The organism is Massilia sp. WG5, assembly GCF_001412595.2.
Classification (GTDB): Bacteria; Pseudomonadota; Gammaproteobacteria; order Burkholderiales; family Burkholderiaceae_D; genus Telluria.
Map to the genome: position 1 here is coordinate 4,282,222 of NZ_CP012640.2, position 17,398 is coordinate 4,299,619.

Annotated in this window: 15 protein-coding genes; 9 read left to right on the forward strand and 6 right to left on the reverse strand. The window is 64.8% G+C overall.

Features of this window, described 5'->3' with window-relative positions; genetic code table 11:
* Positions 1-133: 133 nt before the first annotated feature.
* The gene (locus AM586_RS19095) at positions 134-364 is read left to right on the forward strand and encodes a BrnA antitoxin family protein (RefSeq protein WP_052233632.1); all 231 of its coding nucleotides are present in this window, start codon (positions 134-136) and stop codon (positions 362-364) included.
* 48 nt (positions 365-412) lie between these two features.
* Here AM586_RS19095 and fmt read toward each other — a convergent pair whose 3' ends face one another.
* The gene (gene fmt, locus AM586_RS19100; protein ID WP_052233658.1) at positions 413-1,360 is read right to left on the reverse strand and encodes a methionyl-tRNA formyltransferase; all 948 of its coding nucleotides are present in this window, start codon (positions 1,358-1,360) and stop codon (positions 413-415) included.
* An 11-nt stretch (positions 1,361-1,371) separates the two neighbouring features.
* Entirely contained in the window at positions 1,372-1,908 is a 537-nt protein-coding gene (def, locus tag AM586_RS19105; RefSeq protein WP_052233631.1) for a peptide deformylase, read from the reverse strand.
* Positions 1,909-2,148: 240 nt separating this feature from the next.
* Here def and AM586_RS19110 point away from each other — a divergent pair, with 240 nt between their 5' ends.
* The 6 genes from AM586_RS19110 (at position 2,149) to AM586_RS28265 (ending at position 10,685) form a co-directional block, all read left to right on the forward strand.
* On the forward strand, positions 2,149-3,291 hold the full coding sequence (locus AM586_RS19110; protein ID WP_052233630.1) for a LysM peptidoglycan-binding domain-containing protein: 1,143 nt from the start codon (positions 2,149-2,151) through the stop codon (positions 3,289-3,291).
* Positions 3,292-3,364: 73 nt separating this feature from the next.
* Entirely contained in the window at positions 3,365-4,477 is a 1,113-nt protein-coding gene (gene dprA / locus AM586_RS19115) for a DNA-processing protein DprA (protein ID WP_052233629.1), read from the forward strand.
* 107 nt (positions 4,478-4,584) lie between these two features.
* Positions 4,585-5,049, forward strand: coding sequence for a DUF494 family protein (locus AM586_RS19120; protein ID WP_052233628.1), 465 nt, complete (start codon positions 4,585-4,587; stop codon positions 5,047-5,049).
* Between the two features lie 265 nt (positions 5,050-5,314).
* The gene (locus tag AM586_RS19125; protein WP_052233627.1) at positions 5,315-7,999 is read left to right on the forward strand and encodes a DNA topoisomerase III; all 2,685 of its coding nucleotides are present in this window, start codon (positions 5,315-5,317) and stop codon (positions 7,997-7,999) included.
* Positions 8,000-8,180: 181 nt separating this feature from the next.
* Positions 8,181-9,872 carry a methyl-accepting chemotaxis protein gene (locus AM586_RS19130; protein ID WP_060566693.1) on the forward strand — a complete coding sequence of 564 codons (1,692 nt, stop codon included), beginning with the start codon at positions 8,181-8,183 and terminating at the stop codon, positions 9,870-9,872.
* Positions 9,873-10,040: 168 nt separating this feature from the next.
* Positions 10,041-10,685 (forward strand): hypothetical protein, encoded by a 645-nt coding sequence (locus AM586_RS28265; protein ID WP_162600563.1) that lies wholly within the window; start codon positions 10,041-10,043, stop codon positions 10,683-10,685.
* A gap of 214 nt (positions 10,686-10,899) precedes the next feature.
* Here the strand turns inward: AM586_RS28265 and AM586_RS19135 are convergent, their stop codons facing one another.
* The 3 genes from AM586_RS19135 to AM586_RS19145 are packed head-to-tail and all read right to left on the reverse strand — an operon-like array spanning position 10,900 to position 15,629.
* On the reverse strand, positions 10,900-11,106 hold the full coding sequence (locus tag AM586_RS19135) for an addiction module protein (RefSeq protein ID WP_052233624.1): 207 nt from the start codon (positions 11,104-11,106) through the stop codon (positions 10,900-10,902).
* A gap of 46 nt (positions 11,107-11,152) precedes the next feature.
* Positions 11,153-14,731 (reverse strand): M1 family aminopeptidase, encoded by a 3,579-nt coding sequence (locus AM586_RS19140; RefSeq protein WP_052233623.1) that lies wholly within the window; start codon positions 14,729-14,731, stop codon positions 11,153-11,155.
* A gap of 4 nt (positions 14,732-14,735) precedes the next feature.
* Entirely contained in the window at positions 14,736-15,629 is an 894-nt protein-coding gene (locus AM586_RS19145) for an ABC transporter ATP-binding protein (RefSeq protein WP_052233622.1), read from the reverse strand.
* Between the two features lie 213 nt (positions 15,630-15,842).
* On the opposite strand from AM586_RS19145, the gene AM586_RS19150 reads away from it, so the two are divergent.
* Both AM586_RS19150 and coq7 read left to right on the forward strand, forming a co-directional pair.
* The gene (locus tag AM586_RS19150) at positions 15,843-16,271 is read left to right on the forward strand and encodes a hypothetical protein (RefSeq protein WP_052233621.1); all 429 of its coding nucleotides are present in this window, start codon (positions 15,843-15,845) and stop codon (positions 16,269-16,271) included.
* A gap of 37 nt (positions 16,272-16,308) precedes the next feature.
* Positions 16,309-16,956 carry a 2-polyprenyl-3-methyl-6-methoxy-1,4-benzoquinone monooxygenase gene (coq7, locus tag AM586_RS19155; protein WP_052233620.1) on the forward strand — a complete coding sequence of 216 codons (648 nt, stop codon included), beginning with the start codon at positions 16,309-16,311 and terminating at the stop codon, positions 16,954-16,956.
* Between the two features lie 7 nt (positions 16,957-16,963).
* Here coq7 and AM586_RS19160 read toward each other — a convergent pair whose 3' ends face one another.
* On the reverse strand, positions 16,964-17,386 hold the full coding sequence (locus tag AM586_RS19160) for an OsmC family protein (protein ID WP_052233619.1): 423 nt from the start codon (positions 17,384-17,386) through the stop codon (positions 16,964-16,966).
* Between the last annotated feature and the right edge of the window lie 12 nt (positions 17,387-17,398).

Consider the following 17,398-nt stretch of genomic DNA (forward strand, 5'->3'; position numbering starts at 1 on the left):
GCGGTATTAGCAATTTCCCCGATACATACAGAGACGACAATTAATTCCATGGGGCCGCCGCTGGCGCGGCCCTCGTCCAAATCGAACGGAATGTGCGGACCCGTCGTCCGCCGCCTCAATGGGAAGAATTGCAATGAACAAAGAATACGTGCCTGAGTGGGACCAGCCGGCAACCCGCACTGAAGAAAGCACTGTGAACAAGAACGCCGTCAGCGGCGTGAAGCAGATCGTGACGATCCGCCTGGACGTCGACATGCTGGAGTGGTTCAAATCGGCAGGCCCGGGCTACCAGACCCGCATCAACCAGGTCCTGCGCGAGTACATGGAAGCCAATCGCGTGCGTGCTCAAGGCGAGCAGCACTAAAGCGAAAAAAAAGGGGGCAGGCGCCCCCTTCGTTGTTTACGCGGCCTGTTATTCGAAGGACACGCCGTCGAACGAAAATCCCTTCAGGAATTCTCCCGCCGCCAGGCGCTTGCCGCCCGGTTTCTGCAGTTCCGTCAGGCGCAACGCGCCTTCCCCGCACGCCACCACGATACCCTGGGCATCGGCCGACAGGACCTGGCCCGGCTGTCCCTTGCCGTCGATCGCCTGCGCATTCCAGATCTTGATGGTGACGCCGCCGGCCTGGGCATGGGCGCCCGGGAAGGGATTGAAGGCCCGCACCTTGCGCGCCAGCGCCAGGGCGGGGGCGCCCAGGTCCAGCTTCGCCTCTTCCTTGCTGATCTTGGCGGCGTAGGTCACGCCTTCTTCCGGCTGGGGCACGGCGTCCAGCCCGCCCGCCGCCATCCTGTTCAGGGCCTCGACGATCATGCGGCCGCCCAGCGCGGCCAGCTTGTCGTGCAGGGTGCCGGTGGTGTCGCTGTCCAGGATGGGCAGGCGTTCCATCGACAGCATCGGGCCGGTGTCCAGGCCTTCTTCCATTTCCATGATGGTGACGCCGGTTTCAGGATCGCCGGACTCGATCGCACGGTGGATCGGCGCCGCCCCGCGCCAGCGCGGCAGCAGCGAGCCGTGGATATTGATGCAGGGCTTGATGTCGAGGGTGGCGCGCGGCAGGATCAGGCCATACGCCGCGACCACCATCACATCGTACTCCGTCGCCAGCAGGCGCGCGTGGGCGGCCTGGGCTTCTTCCGCACGCTGCGGGTCCCTGCTATCCATGCGTAATGAGAGCGGCTGCAGCACCTCGATGCCGTGGGCAAGCGCGACCTGCTTGACCGCGGACGCCTGCAGTTGCATGCCGCGCCCGGCCGGGCGGTCCGGCTGGGTCAGCACCAGGGGAATCTCGAAGCCGGCCTCGATCAGGGCGCGCAGGGCCACGGCGGCGAACTCGGGCGTGCCCGCGAAAACGACTTTCATGCGCGCCGCCATCAACGATGGCCGGCGGCCCTGGGCCCGCTGTTCTGCTGGGCGCGCTCTTCCTTCATCAGCTTGGTCTTGATACGGTTGCGCTTGAGCGGCGACAGGTATTCGACGAAGACCTTGCCCATCAGGTGGTCCATCTCGTGCTGGATGCAGACTGCCAGCAGGCCGTCGCATTCCATCTCGAAAGGCTTGTTGTACTGGTCGACCGCCTTGACCTTGACGCGCGCCGGGCGCTCGACGCCGTCGTAGATGCCGGGCACCGACAGGCAACCTTCGTCGTACACCTGCTTTTCCGGGCTCGACCAGGTGATTTCCGGATTGACGAAGACGATCAGCTGGTCGTGGGTCTCGGTCACGTCGATCACGACCACGCGCTCGTGCACGTCGACCTGGGTCGCGGCCAGGCCCACGCCCGGGGCCTCGTACATGGTCTCGGCCATGTCCGCGACCAGTTTATGCAGGCGCTCGTCGAATTCGGTGACCGGTTTGGCCACCTTGTGCAGGCGCGGGTCGGGATAGCGGAGGATGTTCAGTAATGCCATGGCGGTCGTATCGATTCAGTCAGTGATGCGTAGATGGGGTGTCCGTCGTGCAGGTTCAAGCCGGCGAAATTGTTTCCGCACAGACATAAAAGCAACACGCCGCGCCGGTGGCTGGCTGCGCTTGTCTTGCTAGTTCATGGATTTGTGGCAGAATTTGATTCAGTTCGGCAACCCTTTTGGATCCGCGGTGCGGTCAGGGAGTCGTCTGCTGTTTTTTATGCCGCACGTTACGGACTCTTAATGAAAAATTTTAGCACAGGCGTCGGCCGACCGCTCGCCGCCCACACCGCAGCTTCAGCCCTGGCTGCCGCCCTGCTGGCGCTGGCCGCCAGCCCGGCCCAGGCCGCTCCCGCTGCCGCCGGGCCGCACTGCAGCTTCCGGCCCAATGCGCCCGACCAGCACCTCGTGGTCAAGCGCGATACCCTGTGGGACATTTCCGGCGCCTTCCTCGAGCACCCCTGGTGCTGGCCCGAGGTCTGGGGCATGAACCGCGAGGAGATCCGCAATCCGCACTGGATCTATCCGGGCCAGATCATCTATTTCGACCGCGCCCATGGCCGCCTGACGCTGCGCAAGCCGGGTTCCGGCGATGGCGACGCCGGCCTGCCGCCGGTCACGAGACTGTCGCCGCAGATCCGCACCGAGGAGCTGGAGCGCGACGCGATCTACTCGATCCCGTCGAGCGAGATCGAGCCCTTCCTGACCCAGCCGCTGGTGGTCGAGCCGCACGCGCTGGACGCCGCGCCGCGCATCGCCGCCACGCCGGAAACCCGGGTCTACCTGGCCGAAGGCGACCGCATCTACGTGCGCGGGCCGCTGAACGGCGCCGCGAATTTCCAGGTCTTCCGTCCGGGCAAGGCGCTGGTCGATCCCGACACCGGCAAGGTCGTCGCCCACGAAGCCGCCTATGTCGGCACCGCGAAACTGGTGCGCGAAGCAGGGCCGGGCGTGGACGTGCACACCTTCGCGGTCACCAGCTCGGTCCAGGAAATGGGCGTCGGCGACCGCCTGTTGCCGACTCCGCCGATGCCGGCGCGGAACTACGTGCCGCATGCGCCGGCCACGCCGGTCGCGGGCCGCATCATGGCCATGGCCACCGAATCGAATTACGCATCCCAGCATCAGGTCGTGACTGTCAACCGGGGCGCGCTTGACGGACTCGATGTCGGCTCCGTCCTGCAGCTCTATCATCTCGGGAAGACGATCCAGGACCCGGGCGGCAGCAAAGGCTTCCTCGGCTTCGGCGCGTCGACCATGCGGATGCCGGACGAGCAGTATGGCGAACTGTTCATTTTCCGGGTGTTCGGCCATGTCTCGTATGGACTGGTCATGCAAGTGACGTTGCCGGTGCAGATCGGCGACGTGGCGAAATCACCGGAGTAATCCCGCCGTGCAGGACACGGACTTTCAACAAGCTAAAGCGGCCGCTGCAGTCAATCCAGCGGCCGCTGCGTTTTTGGACGACGCCCGGCTGGCGGCCTGGCTGCGCCTGGAGCGCGCCGCCGGCATCGGGCCGCGCACCGGTCTCAAGCTGCTGGACGCCTTTGGCGGCATCGAGGGCATCTTTGCGGCGGGCGCAGAACAGCTCGCCGCCCACCTCGGTCCGGCCCAGGCGCGGGCCTTGCGCGCGCCGCCGTCGGGCGAGCTGGCGCGGCTGCTCGACGCCACGCTGCGCTGGCGCGAACGGCCCGGCCACCACGTGCTGGCGCTGGGCGAACCCGGCTATCCTGAATTGCTGGCGCATATCCCCGATCCGCCGCTGCTGCTCTATATAAAAGGGCATGTGGAATTGCTGGCCTCGCCCATGCTGGCGATGGTCGGCAGCCGCAACGCCAGCGTCCAGGGCAAGGCGAATGCGGCGGCCTTCGCGGAAAGCCTGTCCGGCGCCGGCCTGTGCATCGTGTCCGGCCTGGCCCTGGGCATCGATGCCGCCGCCCACGCGGGCGCCCTGAAAGGCATCGGTTCGACCGTCGCCGTGGTTGGCACCGGCCCGGATCTGGTCTATCCGGCCCGCAACCGCAGCCTGTGCGAGCGCATCGGCATCGAGGGCTGCATCGTCAGCGAGTACCCGCTCGGGACGCCGCCGCTGCCCGGCAATTTTCCGAAGCGCAACCGGATCATCAGCGGACTGGCGGCCGGGGTGCTGGTGGTCGAGGCGGCGGCCCAGTCCGGCTCGCTGATCACGGCGCGCCAGGCGGCCGAGCAGGGCAGGGAGGTGTTCGCGATTCCCGGTTCGATCCATGCTTCGCTGGCCAAGGGCTGCCACCTCCTGATCCGCGAGGGCGCGAAACTGGTCGACACGGCGGCCGATGTGCTCGAAGCGATGGCGATGTCGCCGCTGGCGCGCGGCGCTGCCGCGCACAGCCCGGCATCCGCGCCGGCCGCAGCCATTCCCGACGGCGCCGCCGGCCTGCTGGATGCGCTCGGCCACGACCCGGTCGAGCCTGATATCCTGCTGGCATCGCTGGGCCTGAGCCCCGCCTTGTTGAGCAGCCAATTGCTTGCGCTCGAGCTCGCCGGATTGCTCGAACGCAGGCCCGGTGGCAGGGTGCAAAGAGTGGTGAAGTGAGTAGAGAAGCGAATAAGGCCGATAAACAACGGTGATGTTTCTGGACGGCAGTGGACCTTGTGACGCACTTGTGCCGGGGCGAACTTAGCTGCTACAGTAGCGTCACCATGTTCGACATTCTAGTCTATCTCTACGAGACGTATTACCGTCCCGATGCCTGCCCGGAGCCGGCTGCTTTGGCGCGCAAGCTGTCCGCCGTCGGTTTCGACGATGTCGAAATTACCGAAGCGCTGGACTGGCTGAACGGCCTGACCGAAATGGCTGGCACTACCAATCCTGCCCTTGAATCCAGTGGCACCCGTTTTTATATTGCGCAGGAAACCGACACCCTCGGCAGCGCCGCCGTCGGCTTCATCCAGTTCCTCGAACTGGCTGGCCTGCTCACCGCCTCGCAGCGCGAGATCGTCATCGAACGCGCGCTGGCGCTGGACGAATCGCCGGTCACGCTGGGCAAACTGAAGATCATCGTCCTGATGCTGCTGTGGAGCCAGGGCAAGGAGCCGGACGCACTGATGTTCGACGACCTGTTCGGGGCCGACGACGAGGACGCCGAACCGCGACTTCTGCACTAGGATTTCACAAATGTCATGACAAAAACGGGGCTGCGGCCCCGTTTTTTCTTGCGCTGTAGCAAGATCAAGCGTAAGTTGCCTCTGCGTACTACAGGCACAGTCTACTTGCGGAGTGCGCGGCAACCCGCTTATCATTTGCCGCAATTCGCCAATTGTTACCAACTAGCTATCGACGGACAGGGATCCCGGGAAGGGATCGTGAGCCGTGCGGCCGCCGTCATGTATGATGCGCGAGCCGCGACTACCGAATACACAGAGAAACCATATGACCAAAGCCCTCATCATTGCCGAGAAGCCCTCCGTGGCGAACGACATCGCCAAGGCGCTCGGTGGCTTTACCAAGCACGATGAGTATTTCGAATCCGACGAATACGTCCTCTCGTCCGCGGTGGGCCACCTGCTCGAGATCGCAGTGCCCGAGGAGTACGACGTCAAGCGCGGCAAGTGGAGCTTCACCCACCTGCCGATGATCCCGCCGTACTTCGCACTGAACCCGATCGCCAAGACCGAATCGCGCCTCAAGGTGCTGAACAAGCTGATCAAGCGCAAGGACGTCACCACCCTGATCAACGCATGCGACGCGGGCCGCGAAGGAGAACTGATCTTCCGCCTCATCGCCCAGAACGCCAAGGCCAAGCAGTCGGTCAAGCGCCTGTGGCTGCAGTCGATGACGCCGACCGCGATCCGCGACGGCTTCGCCCACCTGCGCAGCGACGAAGAGATGCTGCCGCTGGCCGATGCCGCGCGCTGCCGTTCCGAGGCCGACTGGCTGATCGGCATCAACGGCACCCGCGCCATGACCGCCTTCAACTCGAAGGAGGGCGGCTTCTTTCTCACCACCGTGGGCCGGGTCCAGACCCCGACCCTGTCGATCGTGGTCGAGCGCGAGGAAAAGATCCGCAAGTTCGTGCCGCGCGACTACTGGGAAGTGCGCGCCGAGTTCGTCTGCGCCGCCGGCGTCTACGAAGGCCGCTGGCTGGACACGAAATTCAAGAAGGACGAGAACGATCCGGAAAAACGTCCGGAACGCCTGTGGAGCAAGGCCGCCGCCGAATCCATCGTCGTGGCCTGCCACGGCAAGCAGGGTGTGGTCACCGAGGAATCGAAGCCGACCACCTCGATGGCTCCGGCCCTGTTCGACCTGACCTCGCTGCAGCGCGAAGCCAACGGCCGCTTCGGCTTCTCGGCCAAGAACACGCTGGGCCTGGCCCAGGCGCTGTACGAAAAGCACAAGGTGCTGACCTACCCGCGTACCGATGCGCGCGCCCTGCCGGAAGACTATATCGGCACGGTCAAGTCGACCCTCGAAGTCCTGAAGGAAAACGCGAACTACCACCAGTTCGCCAAGCAGATCCTGGACAAGGGCTGGGTCAAGCCGAACAAGCGCATCTTCGACAACAGCAAGATCTCGGACCACTTCGCGATCATCCCGACCGGCGTGGTGCCGAAGAACCTGTCCGAGCCGGAACAGAAACTGTACGACCTGGTCACGCGCCGCTTCATGGCCGTGTTCTTCCCGGCCGCCGAGTTCCTGGTCACGACCCGCTTCACGGAAGTGTCGGGCCACCAGTTCAAGACCGAAGGCAAGGTCATGACCAACCCCGGTTGGCTGGCCGTGTACGGCAAGGAAGCCGCCAGCGGCGACGACAAGGACGGCGCGACCCTGGTGCCGGTCGCCAAGGGCGAGAAGGTGTTGGCCGACAAGGTCACGCCGAACGGCCTGGTGACGAAACCGCCCGCACGCTACAACGAAGCGACCCTGCTGTCGGCCATGGAAGGCGCGGGCAAGCTGGTCGATTCCGACGAACTGCGCGACGCCATGGCCGGCAAGGGCCTGGGCACGCCGGCCACGCGCGCCGCCATCATCGAGGGGCTGCTGACCGAGAAATACCTGCTGCGCGAAGGTCGCGACATGATCCCGACCGCGAAGGCGTTCCAGCTCATGACGCTGCTGCGCGGCCTGGGCGTGAACGAGCTGACGGCGCCGGAACTGACCGGCGAATGGGAATACAAGCTGTCGCAGATGGAAAAAGGCAACATCACGCGTGAGGAATTCATGCGCGAAATCGCCCAGATGACCCAGATCATCGTCAAGCGCGCCAAGGAATACGACAACGACACGATCCCGGGCGAGTACGCGACCCTGAAGACGCCGTGCCCGAACTGCGCCGGCGTGGTCAAGGAAAACTACCGCCGCTTCGCCTGCACCAAGTGCGATTTCTCGATGAGCAAGGTGCCGGGCGGCCGCCAGTTCGAGATCGAGGAAGTCGAGGAACTCCTGCAGAAGCGCACCATCGGCCCGCTGCAGGGCTTCCGCTCGAAGATGGGACGTCCGTTCGCGGCCATCCTGCGCATCGTGCGCGACGAGGACATCCACAACTACAAGCTGGAGTTCGACTTCGGCCAGGACCAGGAAGAGGGCGAAGAAGGCGAAGGCGTCGACTTCACCGGCCAGACCCCGCTCGGCCCCTGCCCGAAGTGCAATGGCGGCGTCTACGAGATGGGCCTGGCCTATGTGTGCGAACACCAGGTCGCCAAACCCAAGACCTGCGACTTCCGCAGCAGCCGCATCATCCTGCAGCAGGAGATCCTGCCGGAGCAGATGGCCAAGCTGCTGAACGAAGGCAAAACCGATCTGCTGCCGGGCTTCATCTCGCAGCGCACCCGCCGGCCATTCAAGGCCTTCCTGGTGCGCGGCAAGGACGGCAAGATCAGCTTCGAGTTCGAGGAACGCAAGGCCAAGCCGGGCGCCAAACCCAAGGCTGGCGCCGACGAGGGCGAGGGCGGCGAAGCCGTCGCCGTGGCGGCCAAGACCACGGCGCGCAAGGCGCCGGCCAAGTCTGCGGCGAAGACGGTTGCGGCCAAGAAGCCTGCCGCCAAGGCGGCTGCGAAAAAAGCGCCGGCCAAGCGCACGGCCAGTACGGCGAAGAAGGTCACGGCCGGAGAGTAAACCTCAGTCTGCCGGCAAGGCCGGCGTCGTTGCACAGAACCCAAAGCCGGATGCCGGCTTTGGGTTTTTTATTTGTGTCTCAAAAAATTAACGAAATTGCGGCATGGCATCATAATCTGACACGAATTCGTGTATATTTCCAGGTGGAAATTCTTTGAATTACTCAATTCCCAACACTGAAATGAGACTCTCCGACCTGAAAATTGCCACCCGCCTGCACCTCGGCTTTGGCGTGGTGCTGGCCCTCCTGATCTGGCTGGTGAGCCAGTCCTACTTCAATTTCGCGCGTCTGGGCGACGCCAATGGCATGAACCTCCACACCTACCAGGTGCTGGGCGAGGTCGACGCCGCCCTGGCCGCCCTGGTGGATACCGAGACCGGCGAGCGCGGCTTCGCCCTGACCGGCAAGGACGCCTCGCTCGAGCCCTATAAGGCCGGCAAGGAAGCATTCCGCCAGCATCTGGAAGCCGCGCGCAAGCTGACCGCGGACAACCCGCGCCAGCAGGAGCGCCTGCAGAAACTTGGCGCGGAACAGCAGAAGTGGCTCGACAGCGCCATCGAACCGACCATCCAGCTGCGCCGTAGCGCGCAGGACGCCGACATGGCCGCGGTCGTGGCCGCCGAGCAGGAGGGTAAAGGCAAGCAGGGCATGGATACGATGCGCAAGCTGGTGGCCGACATCAAGGCCGAGGAATCCGGCCTGATGGAAGAGCGCTCGCAGGCCGCCGCAGCGCTGTCGGCGACCATGTCGCGCACCCTGATCGGCGGCGGTTTGATCGCTGTCGTGCTGGGCGTGGCGGTCGCGATCTGGCTGGCGCGCAACATCACGGCGCCGCTCGGCTACGCGGTGCGCATTGCCAGGCAGGTCGCCGAGGGCGACCTGACCGCGCGCGTCGACGTGCGCTCGAAGGACGAGACCGGTCAACTGATGACCGCGCTCAAGGAGATGAATACCTCGCTGCTGGACATCGTGACCCGCGTGCGCGCCGGCACCGACACCATCGCCACCGCCTCCACCGAGATCAATGCCGGTAACCAGGACCTCTCTTCGCGCACCGAGCAGCAGGCCGGTTCGCTGGAAGAGACCGCGTCCTCGATGGAAGAGCTGACCTCGACCGTGAAGCAGAATGCCGACAATGCGCGCCAGGCCAACCAGCTGGCGGCGACGGCGTCCGAGAACGCCGTGCGCGGCGGCGAGGTGGTGGCCCGGGTGGTCAGCACGATGGGCTCGATCAACGAGTCGGCCCGCCGTATTGCGGACATCATCGGCGTGATCGACGGCATCGCCTTCCAGACCAACATCCTGGCGCTGAACGCGGCCGTCGAAGCGGCCCGCGCGGGCGAGCAGGGCCGCGGCTTCGCGGTGGTGGCCGGGGAGGTGCGCAACCTGGCCCAGCGTTCCGCCGCGGCCGCCAAGGAAATCAAGGACCTGATCGGCGATTCGGTCGAGAAGGTCGAGACCGGCTCGCGCCTGGTCGACCAGGCCGGCGCCACGATGGAAGAGGTGGTCGGCAGCGTCAAGCGCGTGTCCGACATCATCAGCGAGATCGCCGCCGCCAGCGACGAGCAGCGCGCCGGCATCGAGCAGGTGAACCAGGCAATCACCCAGATGGACCAGGTGACCCAGCAGAATGCGGCGCTGGTGGAGCAAGCGGCTGCGGCCGCCGAGGCGATGCAGGACCAGGCGGCCGGGCTGGCCGGGCTGGTGGGCACCTTCCGTACCGGCGTCGAAGGGCAGCAGGCTGCCGCGCCGGCCCGTTTGGCCCGTCCGGCCAGCGCCTCGCGCGCGGTGACGCCGGTGCGTGCGGCGCGGCCGGTTTCGCGTTCGAAAGCGGCGGCGATGGCGGCCGGAGATGAGTGGGAGAACTTCTAGATCAACATGGTCGAGAAGCTTTGCCGATGAATGAGCTCGGCTGCGAAATAAAAAACCGCGAAGCGATTCGCGGTTTTTTTATGCTCAAGACCTGTCATTGCTTGCGCATGCAATTTGCCGACACGATACAATCCCAGGCCTACTCATCGGCTTTTTTAAATCTAGAGCATGTTCAACCAACTTCACGCTTGGCTGGATCGGCGGCATCCGCTGCCGGCACGTTTTGAAGCCAGTCCGCCGGCTGATACGCTGGGGCAGAACTGGCTCACGTTCCTGAGTATCGAAGAAGAAATTCCTTTCCACAAAATTGCAGTGGCGGGTTGGAAAAGCATTTCCGAGACTGCCGATGCTACCAAGCGGTATCTGGCAGGCGTACGTCACACCTTGGGTGGCACGCTCGAGATAGAAGATAAGGACGACAAGGCCGCAGTCTTGTTGCACAACGGCCCGCCGCCTCTGAATGCCTTGCCGATCTACCTGGTATCTCTTCGTTTGGCGGGACACCACGAACGCGTGGTTTATGTGGGAAAAACAAAGGCAGCTTCCCGCTTCGGCGGCGGACACGCCGTGGCGATCAAACTACTCGATCCGAAATACAGGGATTACGAAAAGATCGTTTATCGTTGTTCCGTGACAATCTCTACGAATGAATGGATATTACTGGAATGGATTAATCCGGCATCGACGGGAGAAAAAATGCTCGACGATGTGGAATCCCAGTTGATCTATAATTCCAGCCCATCTTTAATACGCAGAAGAAAAAAAGAAGTTGCGCTAAAAAGCCAACTGTCATTCACATCCAGAATGCGATAGACGCTGCGGGTTTCTTACACGATCATATAATTGAGGAAAATACTCCGCCGGAGAGCCCGCTGTTCAAGTCGATCCGTGGTGTTCCGATGGCTGCCACGGGCCGTTAAACGAAGCTGATCAATCACACGGCAGGCTGTCGCCAGACGTAAAAAAACCGCGAATCCTTCGCGGTTTTCACGGCCGGTGCAATCAGTAGCGGCAACGGGTGAAATTTTTACTCCCGCCAGTCTTCCTGCAAGGCGCGGATCGCCGCCTCGCCATTGCGGATCGCCTTCACGCGGCGCACGATTTCGTTACGCCAGACTTCGTCGGCGTCCTGCTCCGCTTCGTCGCTATCGGTCAGCAGCAATTGCATGAGTTCATGCTTTTCCGATGCGGAAAGTTGCTGGATCTGTGCGGCCAGTTCGGCGACGGTGGACATCCTTTTACTCCTAGCAGGAAATTATGACCAGATAATAACTTGAAGTTTAATGCATGTCGACAGCCATCATATTATCCGTTGGTTTCCTGTCGATCAGCTTGTTGTCGGGGTCGATCCCGGCGCGCGCCGGGCGGCCGTCGACCACCAGCGTGACCGTCTGGGCGGGGCGTTCGACCAGGCGGCGCTCACGGGCCAGGGGATTGCCGTTCTCGTCGTCGGCGCCGAACTCGATCCAGTCCTTCAGCGGCACTTCGCGTTCTTCTCCCAGCTCGCCGGCGCGCACCTTGGCGGCGGTGGCCCGGATCGTCACTTCGTACTTGCCGTCCGGACGGCGGCGCGCGACGGCGCTGTCGACCCGGTTCCCGTACAGGACGATGGAGTCGAACAGGTCGTCGATCAGGTAGGCCTTGTCCGGGGGCGCGATCGCGCGCAGCTTCCCGACCAGGGCAGCGACGGTCGGGTAGGGCGGCCCGCGGAAGGCATGCTCGGCGAGGAACTGGCGCAGCACGCCGTTCACGGCATCCTCGCCGAGCAGGTCCTGCAGCAGGTACATCGCCAGGCTGCCCTTGCGGTAGTGGATATAGGGCTGGTCCTCGTTCTCCGCCAGCGGCAGCTCCTTCCTGGTCTCCAGGGCGCGGCCCATCAGGTATTCCTCGAGGTCGTAGCGCAGGAAGCGCCGCATCTTGCTGGAGCCGACCGTGCGCTTCATCGTCATCAGCGCCGTGTACTCGGCCAGGCTTTCGGACAGCACGGTGGCGCCGCGGCTGTCGGCGCCGACCAGCTGGTGCGCCCACCATTGGTGCCCGACCTCGTGCGCCGTGACGTAGAAGGGGTAGTCGATGTCCTTGCGCGACTCCGGATCGACCTTGGCGATGAAGCCGGCGCTCTCGGAAAACGCGATCACGCCCGGCGCCGCCTGCGCATAGCTGGCATAGCGCGGGAACTCGGCGATGCGCAGCTCGCGGTGCTGGTAGGGGCCGAACTGCTTCGAACCGTATTCGAGGGCGGCCTTGGCGCCGCCGATCATGCGGTCGACGTTGAAGTCGTGGCCCGGCTGGTAGTAGACGTCGATCGTCACGTCCTGCCAGCGGTCGTGCCGCACTTCATAGCGCGCCGACTGGAAGGTGGTGAAGTTCAGGATCGGCCTGTCCATCCGGTAGTGGAAGTAGTGGCGGCCCTTGGCCATCCATTCGCTGTCGAGGGTGCCGGGCGCCACCGCGATCTGGTCCAGCGAGGTGCTGACCACGGCGTCGAAGCGGATCCAGTCGGCGTCGCTGCCGAGGTAGTTGTTGGCGCGCGCGGCCTCGTCATCGCGCGCCGCCATGCGCTCCTTCGGCGCCAGGCCGTGGCGCTTGCGGTCGCGGTCGTCCTTCAGCTCGAAGCTGTGCTGGTAACCGACGTGGGGCAGGATGGCGTTGCTGAAGAAGGTGCCGTTGGCCACCACCGCCGTCTCGCGGCCCAGGCCGAGCACGCCGCCGGGGGCATCCTCGAGTTCGAATTCGAGGGCGATGCGCGCGCCCGGCGCGATCGGCGTCACCAAGGCATAGCGATAGAAGCCGCGTTGCGTGTCGGCCGCCAGCAGGCGCACCGCTTGCGAGAAGCGCGGACGCAGGGCCGGGCCGGGCTGCTGGGTCAGGAACAGCTCCGCGATCGGCGCGCCGCTGCGGTTCTCGAGCTGGTAGGCCCCCTTCACCTTCAGGGTGCGGCTGGCGGGCATGATGTCGACCCGCAGGTCGACGTTCGTGATGCGCGGCTGCGGCAGCTTCGCATAGCGGCGGTAGCGCAGTTCGTATTCGGCGTGCAGGCGGTCCCTGGTCCAGGCGGACTGGTAGGCGCCCAGGTGCTCGAGGTTGTACCAGAGCAGCAGCCCGCTGCCGGCGAACAGCAGCGCGCCCAGGCCGAAGGCGCCCAGTACGCCCGGCGTCAGGCGCTGGCGCGCGAGCTGCAGGCGGTCCCTGAAGCGGTCGGCCACGCCGCGCGGCCACAGCACCAGCGCGGCCGTCAGCAGCACCAGCGCGGCGCCGCCCCAGTACACCAGCAGCGCGCGCTGCAGCGCCAGGTAGTGGCCGAAGCCGTTCATCGCCGAATAGGTCACGTCCGGCAGCGCGCCGTACAGCAGCATCGGATGGTCCAGGCCGAGCGAGCCGAGGGTGATGCTGGCGATGTAGTAGAGCACCAGCACGAAGTAGCCGAGGTATTTGTGGTCGAGGATGGCCTGCACCGCGATCGCCAGCACCGCGATCAGCACATATTTGGGCAGCAGCACGCCGAACAGCGTGAACAGGTACAGGCCCGGCTCCAGCGCCACATAGCCGCGGAACAGCTGGATCAGCATCCCGCACACCATCGCCACCAGCAGCAGCACGGCCTGCAGGCCGACCAGGGCCAGGGTCTTGGCGGCCAGCGGCAGCCAGCTCGGCACCGGCAGCGCGTCCAGCATCAGGGCCATGCGCGCTTCGCGCTCGCGCCAGACCATCTCGCCGGCATAGAAGGTGGTGACGATCAGCAGGAACAGCGCGAACACGTCGCGGATCAGGTCCAGCACCATGTAGGTGACCGGATAGGTGGTGGTGCCGTAGATTGCGCCCAGGTCGAAGGAGCTGACCACCAGCACCAGCACGCCGGCCAGCGCGATCACGGCGAAGTAGATGTTCTTGACCGATTCTCGCAGGTCGAGCCAGGCCGACTTCAGGAGCAGCAGGCCGAGGTTGCGGGCGGCGAAGTCGGGTTCTTCGCGGGTGTCGGCGGCCGGCTGGGCGGCGGCCGCGGTTTCGCCCTCGCCGCGCGCGGCCGCGCGCCGGGTGGCGGCGGTGGACATGAAGCTGAAGCGCCAGTAGCCGAGCAGCAGCACCACCAGCGAGAAGGCCGACCAGATCAGGCGGTTCGCCAGGTAGACGCCTTCGAACGGTACCAGGCGCGCATTGCGCTCGGCGACGGACCAGTATTCGGTCAGGCGGATCAGGGCGGTGGTGCCAAAGGGATCGATCAGCGCCGCCAGCGTCTTGTAGTCGAGGTCGCGCGCCAGCGAAGGCGCCACCAGGTAGCCGATCATCATCACCACGCCGGCCACGTACACCGGCAGCATGCGCCGCGTGAGGGCGGCCAGCACGAAGAAGATGGCGCCGAAGATGAACAGGTTGGGCAGCAGGGTCAGGAAGTAGGGCGCCAGGTAGGCCAGGGCCTTGAATGGCCCGACGCGCGAGGGGTCGACCCCCGGCAGCAGCGCGCCCAGCAGGTTGCCCAGCACGATCGAGGAGTACACCACGGCCATCGTCGCCAGCGCGCCCAGGAAGCGCCCGAACACGTAGGCGTATTTCGGGATCGGCGCGCTGAAGAAGAAGTGATGGGTCTCGTATTCGAAATCCTGCTGCACCGAGCGGCCCATCATGGCGGCCGCCACCACGATGCCGAAGCAGCCCAGGAAGGCGGCGGACAGCGCCACCTGGCGCGGGCCGTTGACCAGCACCCGGCCGCCGAAGGAGATCGTGATGTCCTTGAAGGCGCCGCCGGCGGCCGCCACCCAGAACATCGCCAGCGCCAGGAAGGAGAAAAAATAAATCCAGGTCGAGAGCAGCTTCAGGCGCTGCCGGGCTTCGAACAGCGCGATGGCGTAGAGCGCGCGCATGAACTCAGCAGTTCCCCGCGGCCGCGTTGTGGCGGCCGGCGATGGTGGCGAAATAGACGTCTTCGAGGGTCGGGTGGATCGGCTCGAAGTCGTCGCCCGGATAGCGCTCGGCATACACGTGGATCATCGGGCGCCCGCTCAAGAGGCGGGTCGAGATGACCGTGTGGCGCTTCTGGAAGGCGACCAGCTCGGGCTTGCTGACGAAGCGCGCCCAGATCCGGCCTTCGATGCCTTCGATGAGCTTCGCCGGTTCGCCGCACAGCAGCACGTGGCCCTTGTTGATGATCGCCATATTGGCGCACAGGTCGGCGACGTCGGACACGATGTGGGTGGACAGGATCACGGTCTTGTCCTGGCCGATGTCGGACAGCAGGTTGTGGAAGCGCACCCGTTCCTGCGGGTCGAGGCCGGCGGTCGGCTCGTCGACGATGATCAGCTGCGGGTCGCCCAGCAGGGCCTGGGCGATGCCGAAGCGCTGCTTCATGCCGCCCGAGAAGGTGCCGAGGCGCTGGTCGCGCACCTCGAACAGATTGGTCTGTTGCAGGAGGCCGTCGACCACTTCGCGGCGCCGCGCACGGTTCGCCAGGCCCTTCAGCTGGGCGAAATGATCGAGTAATTCATAAGCGCTCACTTTCGGGTAGACCCCGAAATCCTGCGGCAGGTAGCCGAGCAGGCGGCGCACTTCATCCTTGTCGTCGAGGACATCGATATCGTCCAGGAACACGGAACCGGAATCGCATTCCTGCAGGGTCGCCAGGATCCGCATCAGGGTCGACTTGCCGGCGCCGTTCGGGCCGAGCAGGCCGAACATCCCGGGCGGAATGCTCAGCGTGACCCCGTCCAGCGCTACCACGCCATTGGCGTAGGTCTTGGACAGGTTGCGGATTTCTAGTTCCATAGTGAGAATCTGCGTATTTTGACGACTATTGCATTGTATTAAAAATGTGCGGCAGAGGCAGCGCCCTTGCGACACACGGCAGTTTCACCGTCCCAGAGTGCAAAATTGAGGGACAGGGCGCAATGGAAACAGCGCTCCAGCATACGGCAGGGGAAAATTTCTGTCCACTTTGGCAACTTCCTCTTCCGGCCCGGATGGGGGCATAATGGACTCATGGATACGATCATCGAGGACAAGATCCTGGCCGTCACGCGTCAGGGCCGCACCCGCGCCGAGGCAACCGACTGGTTCCGCGTCGCCACCGGCCTGTACTACCTTGCCGGACTGATGACCAAGGAGGCGATCGACTTCGCCGTGGTCGACCGCGACTACAACCGCTTCATCTACCGCAGCATCGGCGGCGGCCACACCATCACCAGCGTCCTGCAGTTCATGAGCGGCGAGAAAGTGCTGCCGACCCTGCAGTCGGCGCGCTTCATGGCGGTGTTCGGCGCGACCTGCACCGAGGTGCCGGCGGACTCGATCCCGTTCCTGCTGGAGCTCAATCTGGGGGTGGCGAAGGACATCTCGAAGCTGGCGGTGGCCGGCCCGGTGCACGACTGGCTGCAGCGGCGGAAGGCTACGGACGGGCAGGGCATATAATGGCGCTTTCAAGCATGTCGACTATGCAATTCAAGCCATGGATAATCTGACCCGTTCGATCAACCCTCTCGATAACCTGATCGCCGGCTTCGACCGCGCCCTGCGCGTGGTCGGCGGCGTCGCCAAGGCCTCGCGCCCGAATCCGGGCGCCACCGCCCACGACTGCGAACTGAATGCCCAGGAGGCGCGCCATAGCGCCGGCCTGATGCGCGTAAACCACGTCGGCGAAGTCTGCGCCCAGGCGCTGTACGACGCGCAGGCGCGCCATGCCGGCAGCGCGGCGATGCGCGCGCAGTTCGTGCAGGCCGGCCGCGAAGAGGAAGACCACCTGGCATGGACGGCCGAGCGCCTGTCCGAGCTGGGTTCCCAGCCCAGCCTCCTGAATCCGCTGTGGTATGCCGGCGCCTATGCGCTGGGGACGGCGGCCGCGCGCATGGGCGACGCCCAGAGCCTGGGCTTCGTGGTCGAGACCGAGCGCCAGGTCGAGGCCCACCTGAACAGCCACCTCGACCAGCTGCCGCCGCAGGACAACAAGTCGCGCGCCATCGTCGACCAGATGCGCGTCGACGAGATCGAGCACGGCAGCAAGGCGCAGGCGATGGGCGCGGCCGAGATGCCGCTGCCGCTGCGCATGGCGATGCGGGCGATGGCCAAGGTGATGACCACCACCGCGTATTACATCTGACGAGATCTCACGCTTCGATAATTTCGAACGAATGCGTGATCTCGGCGGTCTTGGCCAGCATGATCGACGCCGAGCAGTACTTGTCGTGCGACAGGTTGACGGCCCGCTCGACCGCCGCCGGCTTCAGGTTGCGGCCGCTGACGATGAAGTGGAAGTGGATCTTCGTGAAGACCTTCGGATCGGTGTCGGCGCGCTCGGCCTTCAGGGTGACGTCGCAGCCGCGCACGTCTTCGCGGCCGCGCTTCAGGATCAGCACCACGTCATAGGCGGTGCAGCCGCCGGTCCCCAGTAGCACCATTTCCATCGGACGCGGCGCCAGGTTGTGGCCGCCGCCCTCCGGCGCGCCATCCATGCTGACCATGTGGCCCGAGCCGGTTTCGGCCCGGAAGCTCATTCCGGACGGGCCGTTCCAGCTGACTTTGACTTCCATCGAGTTCTCCGT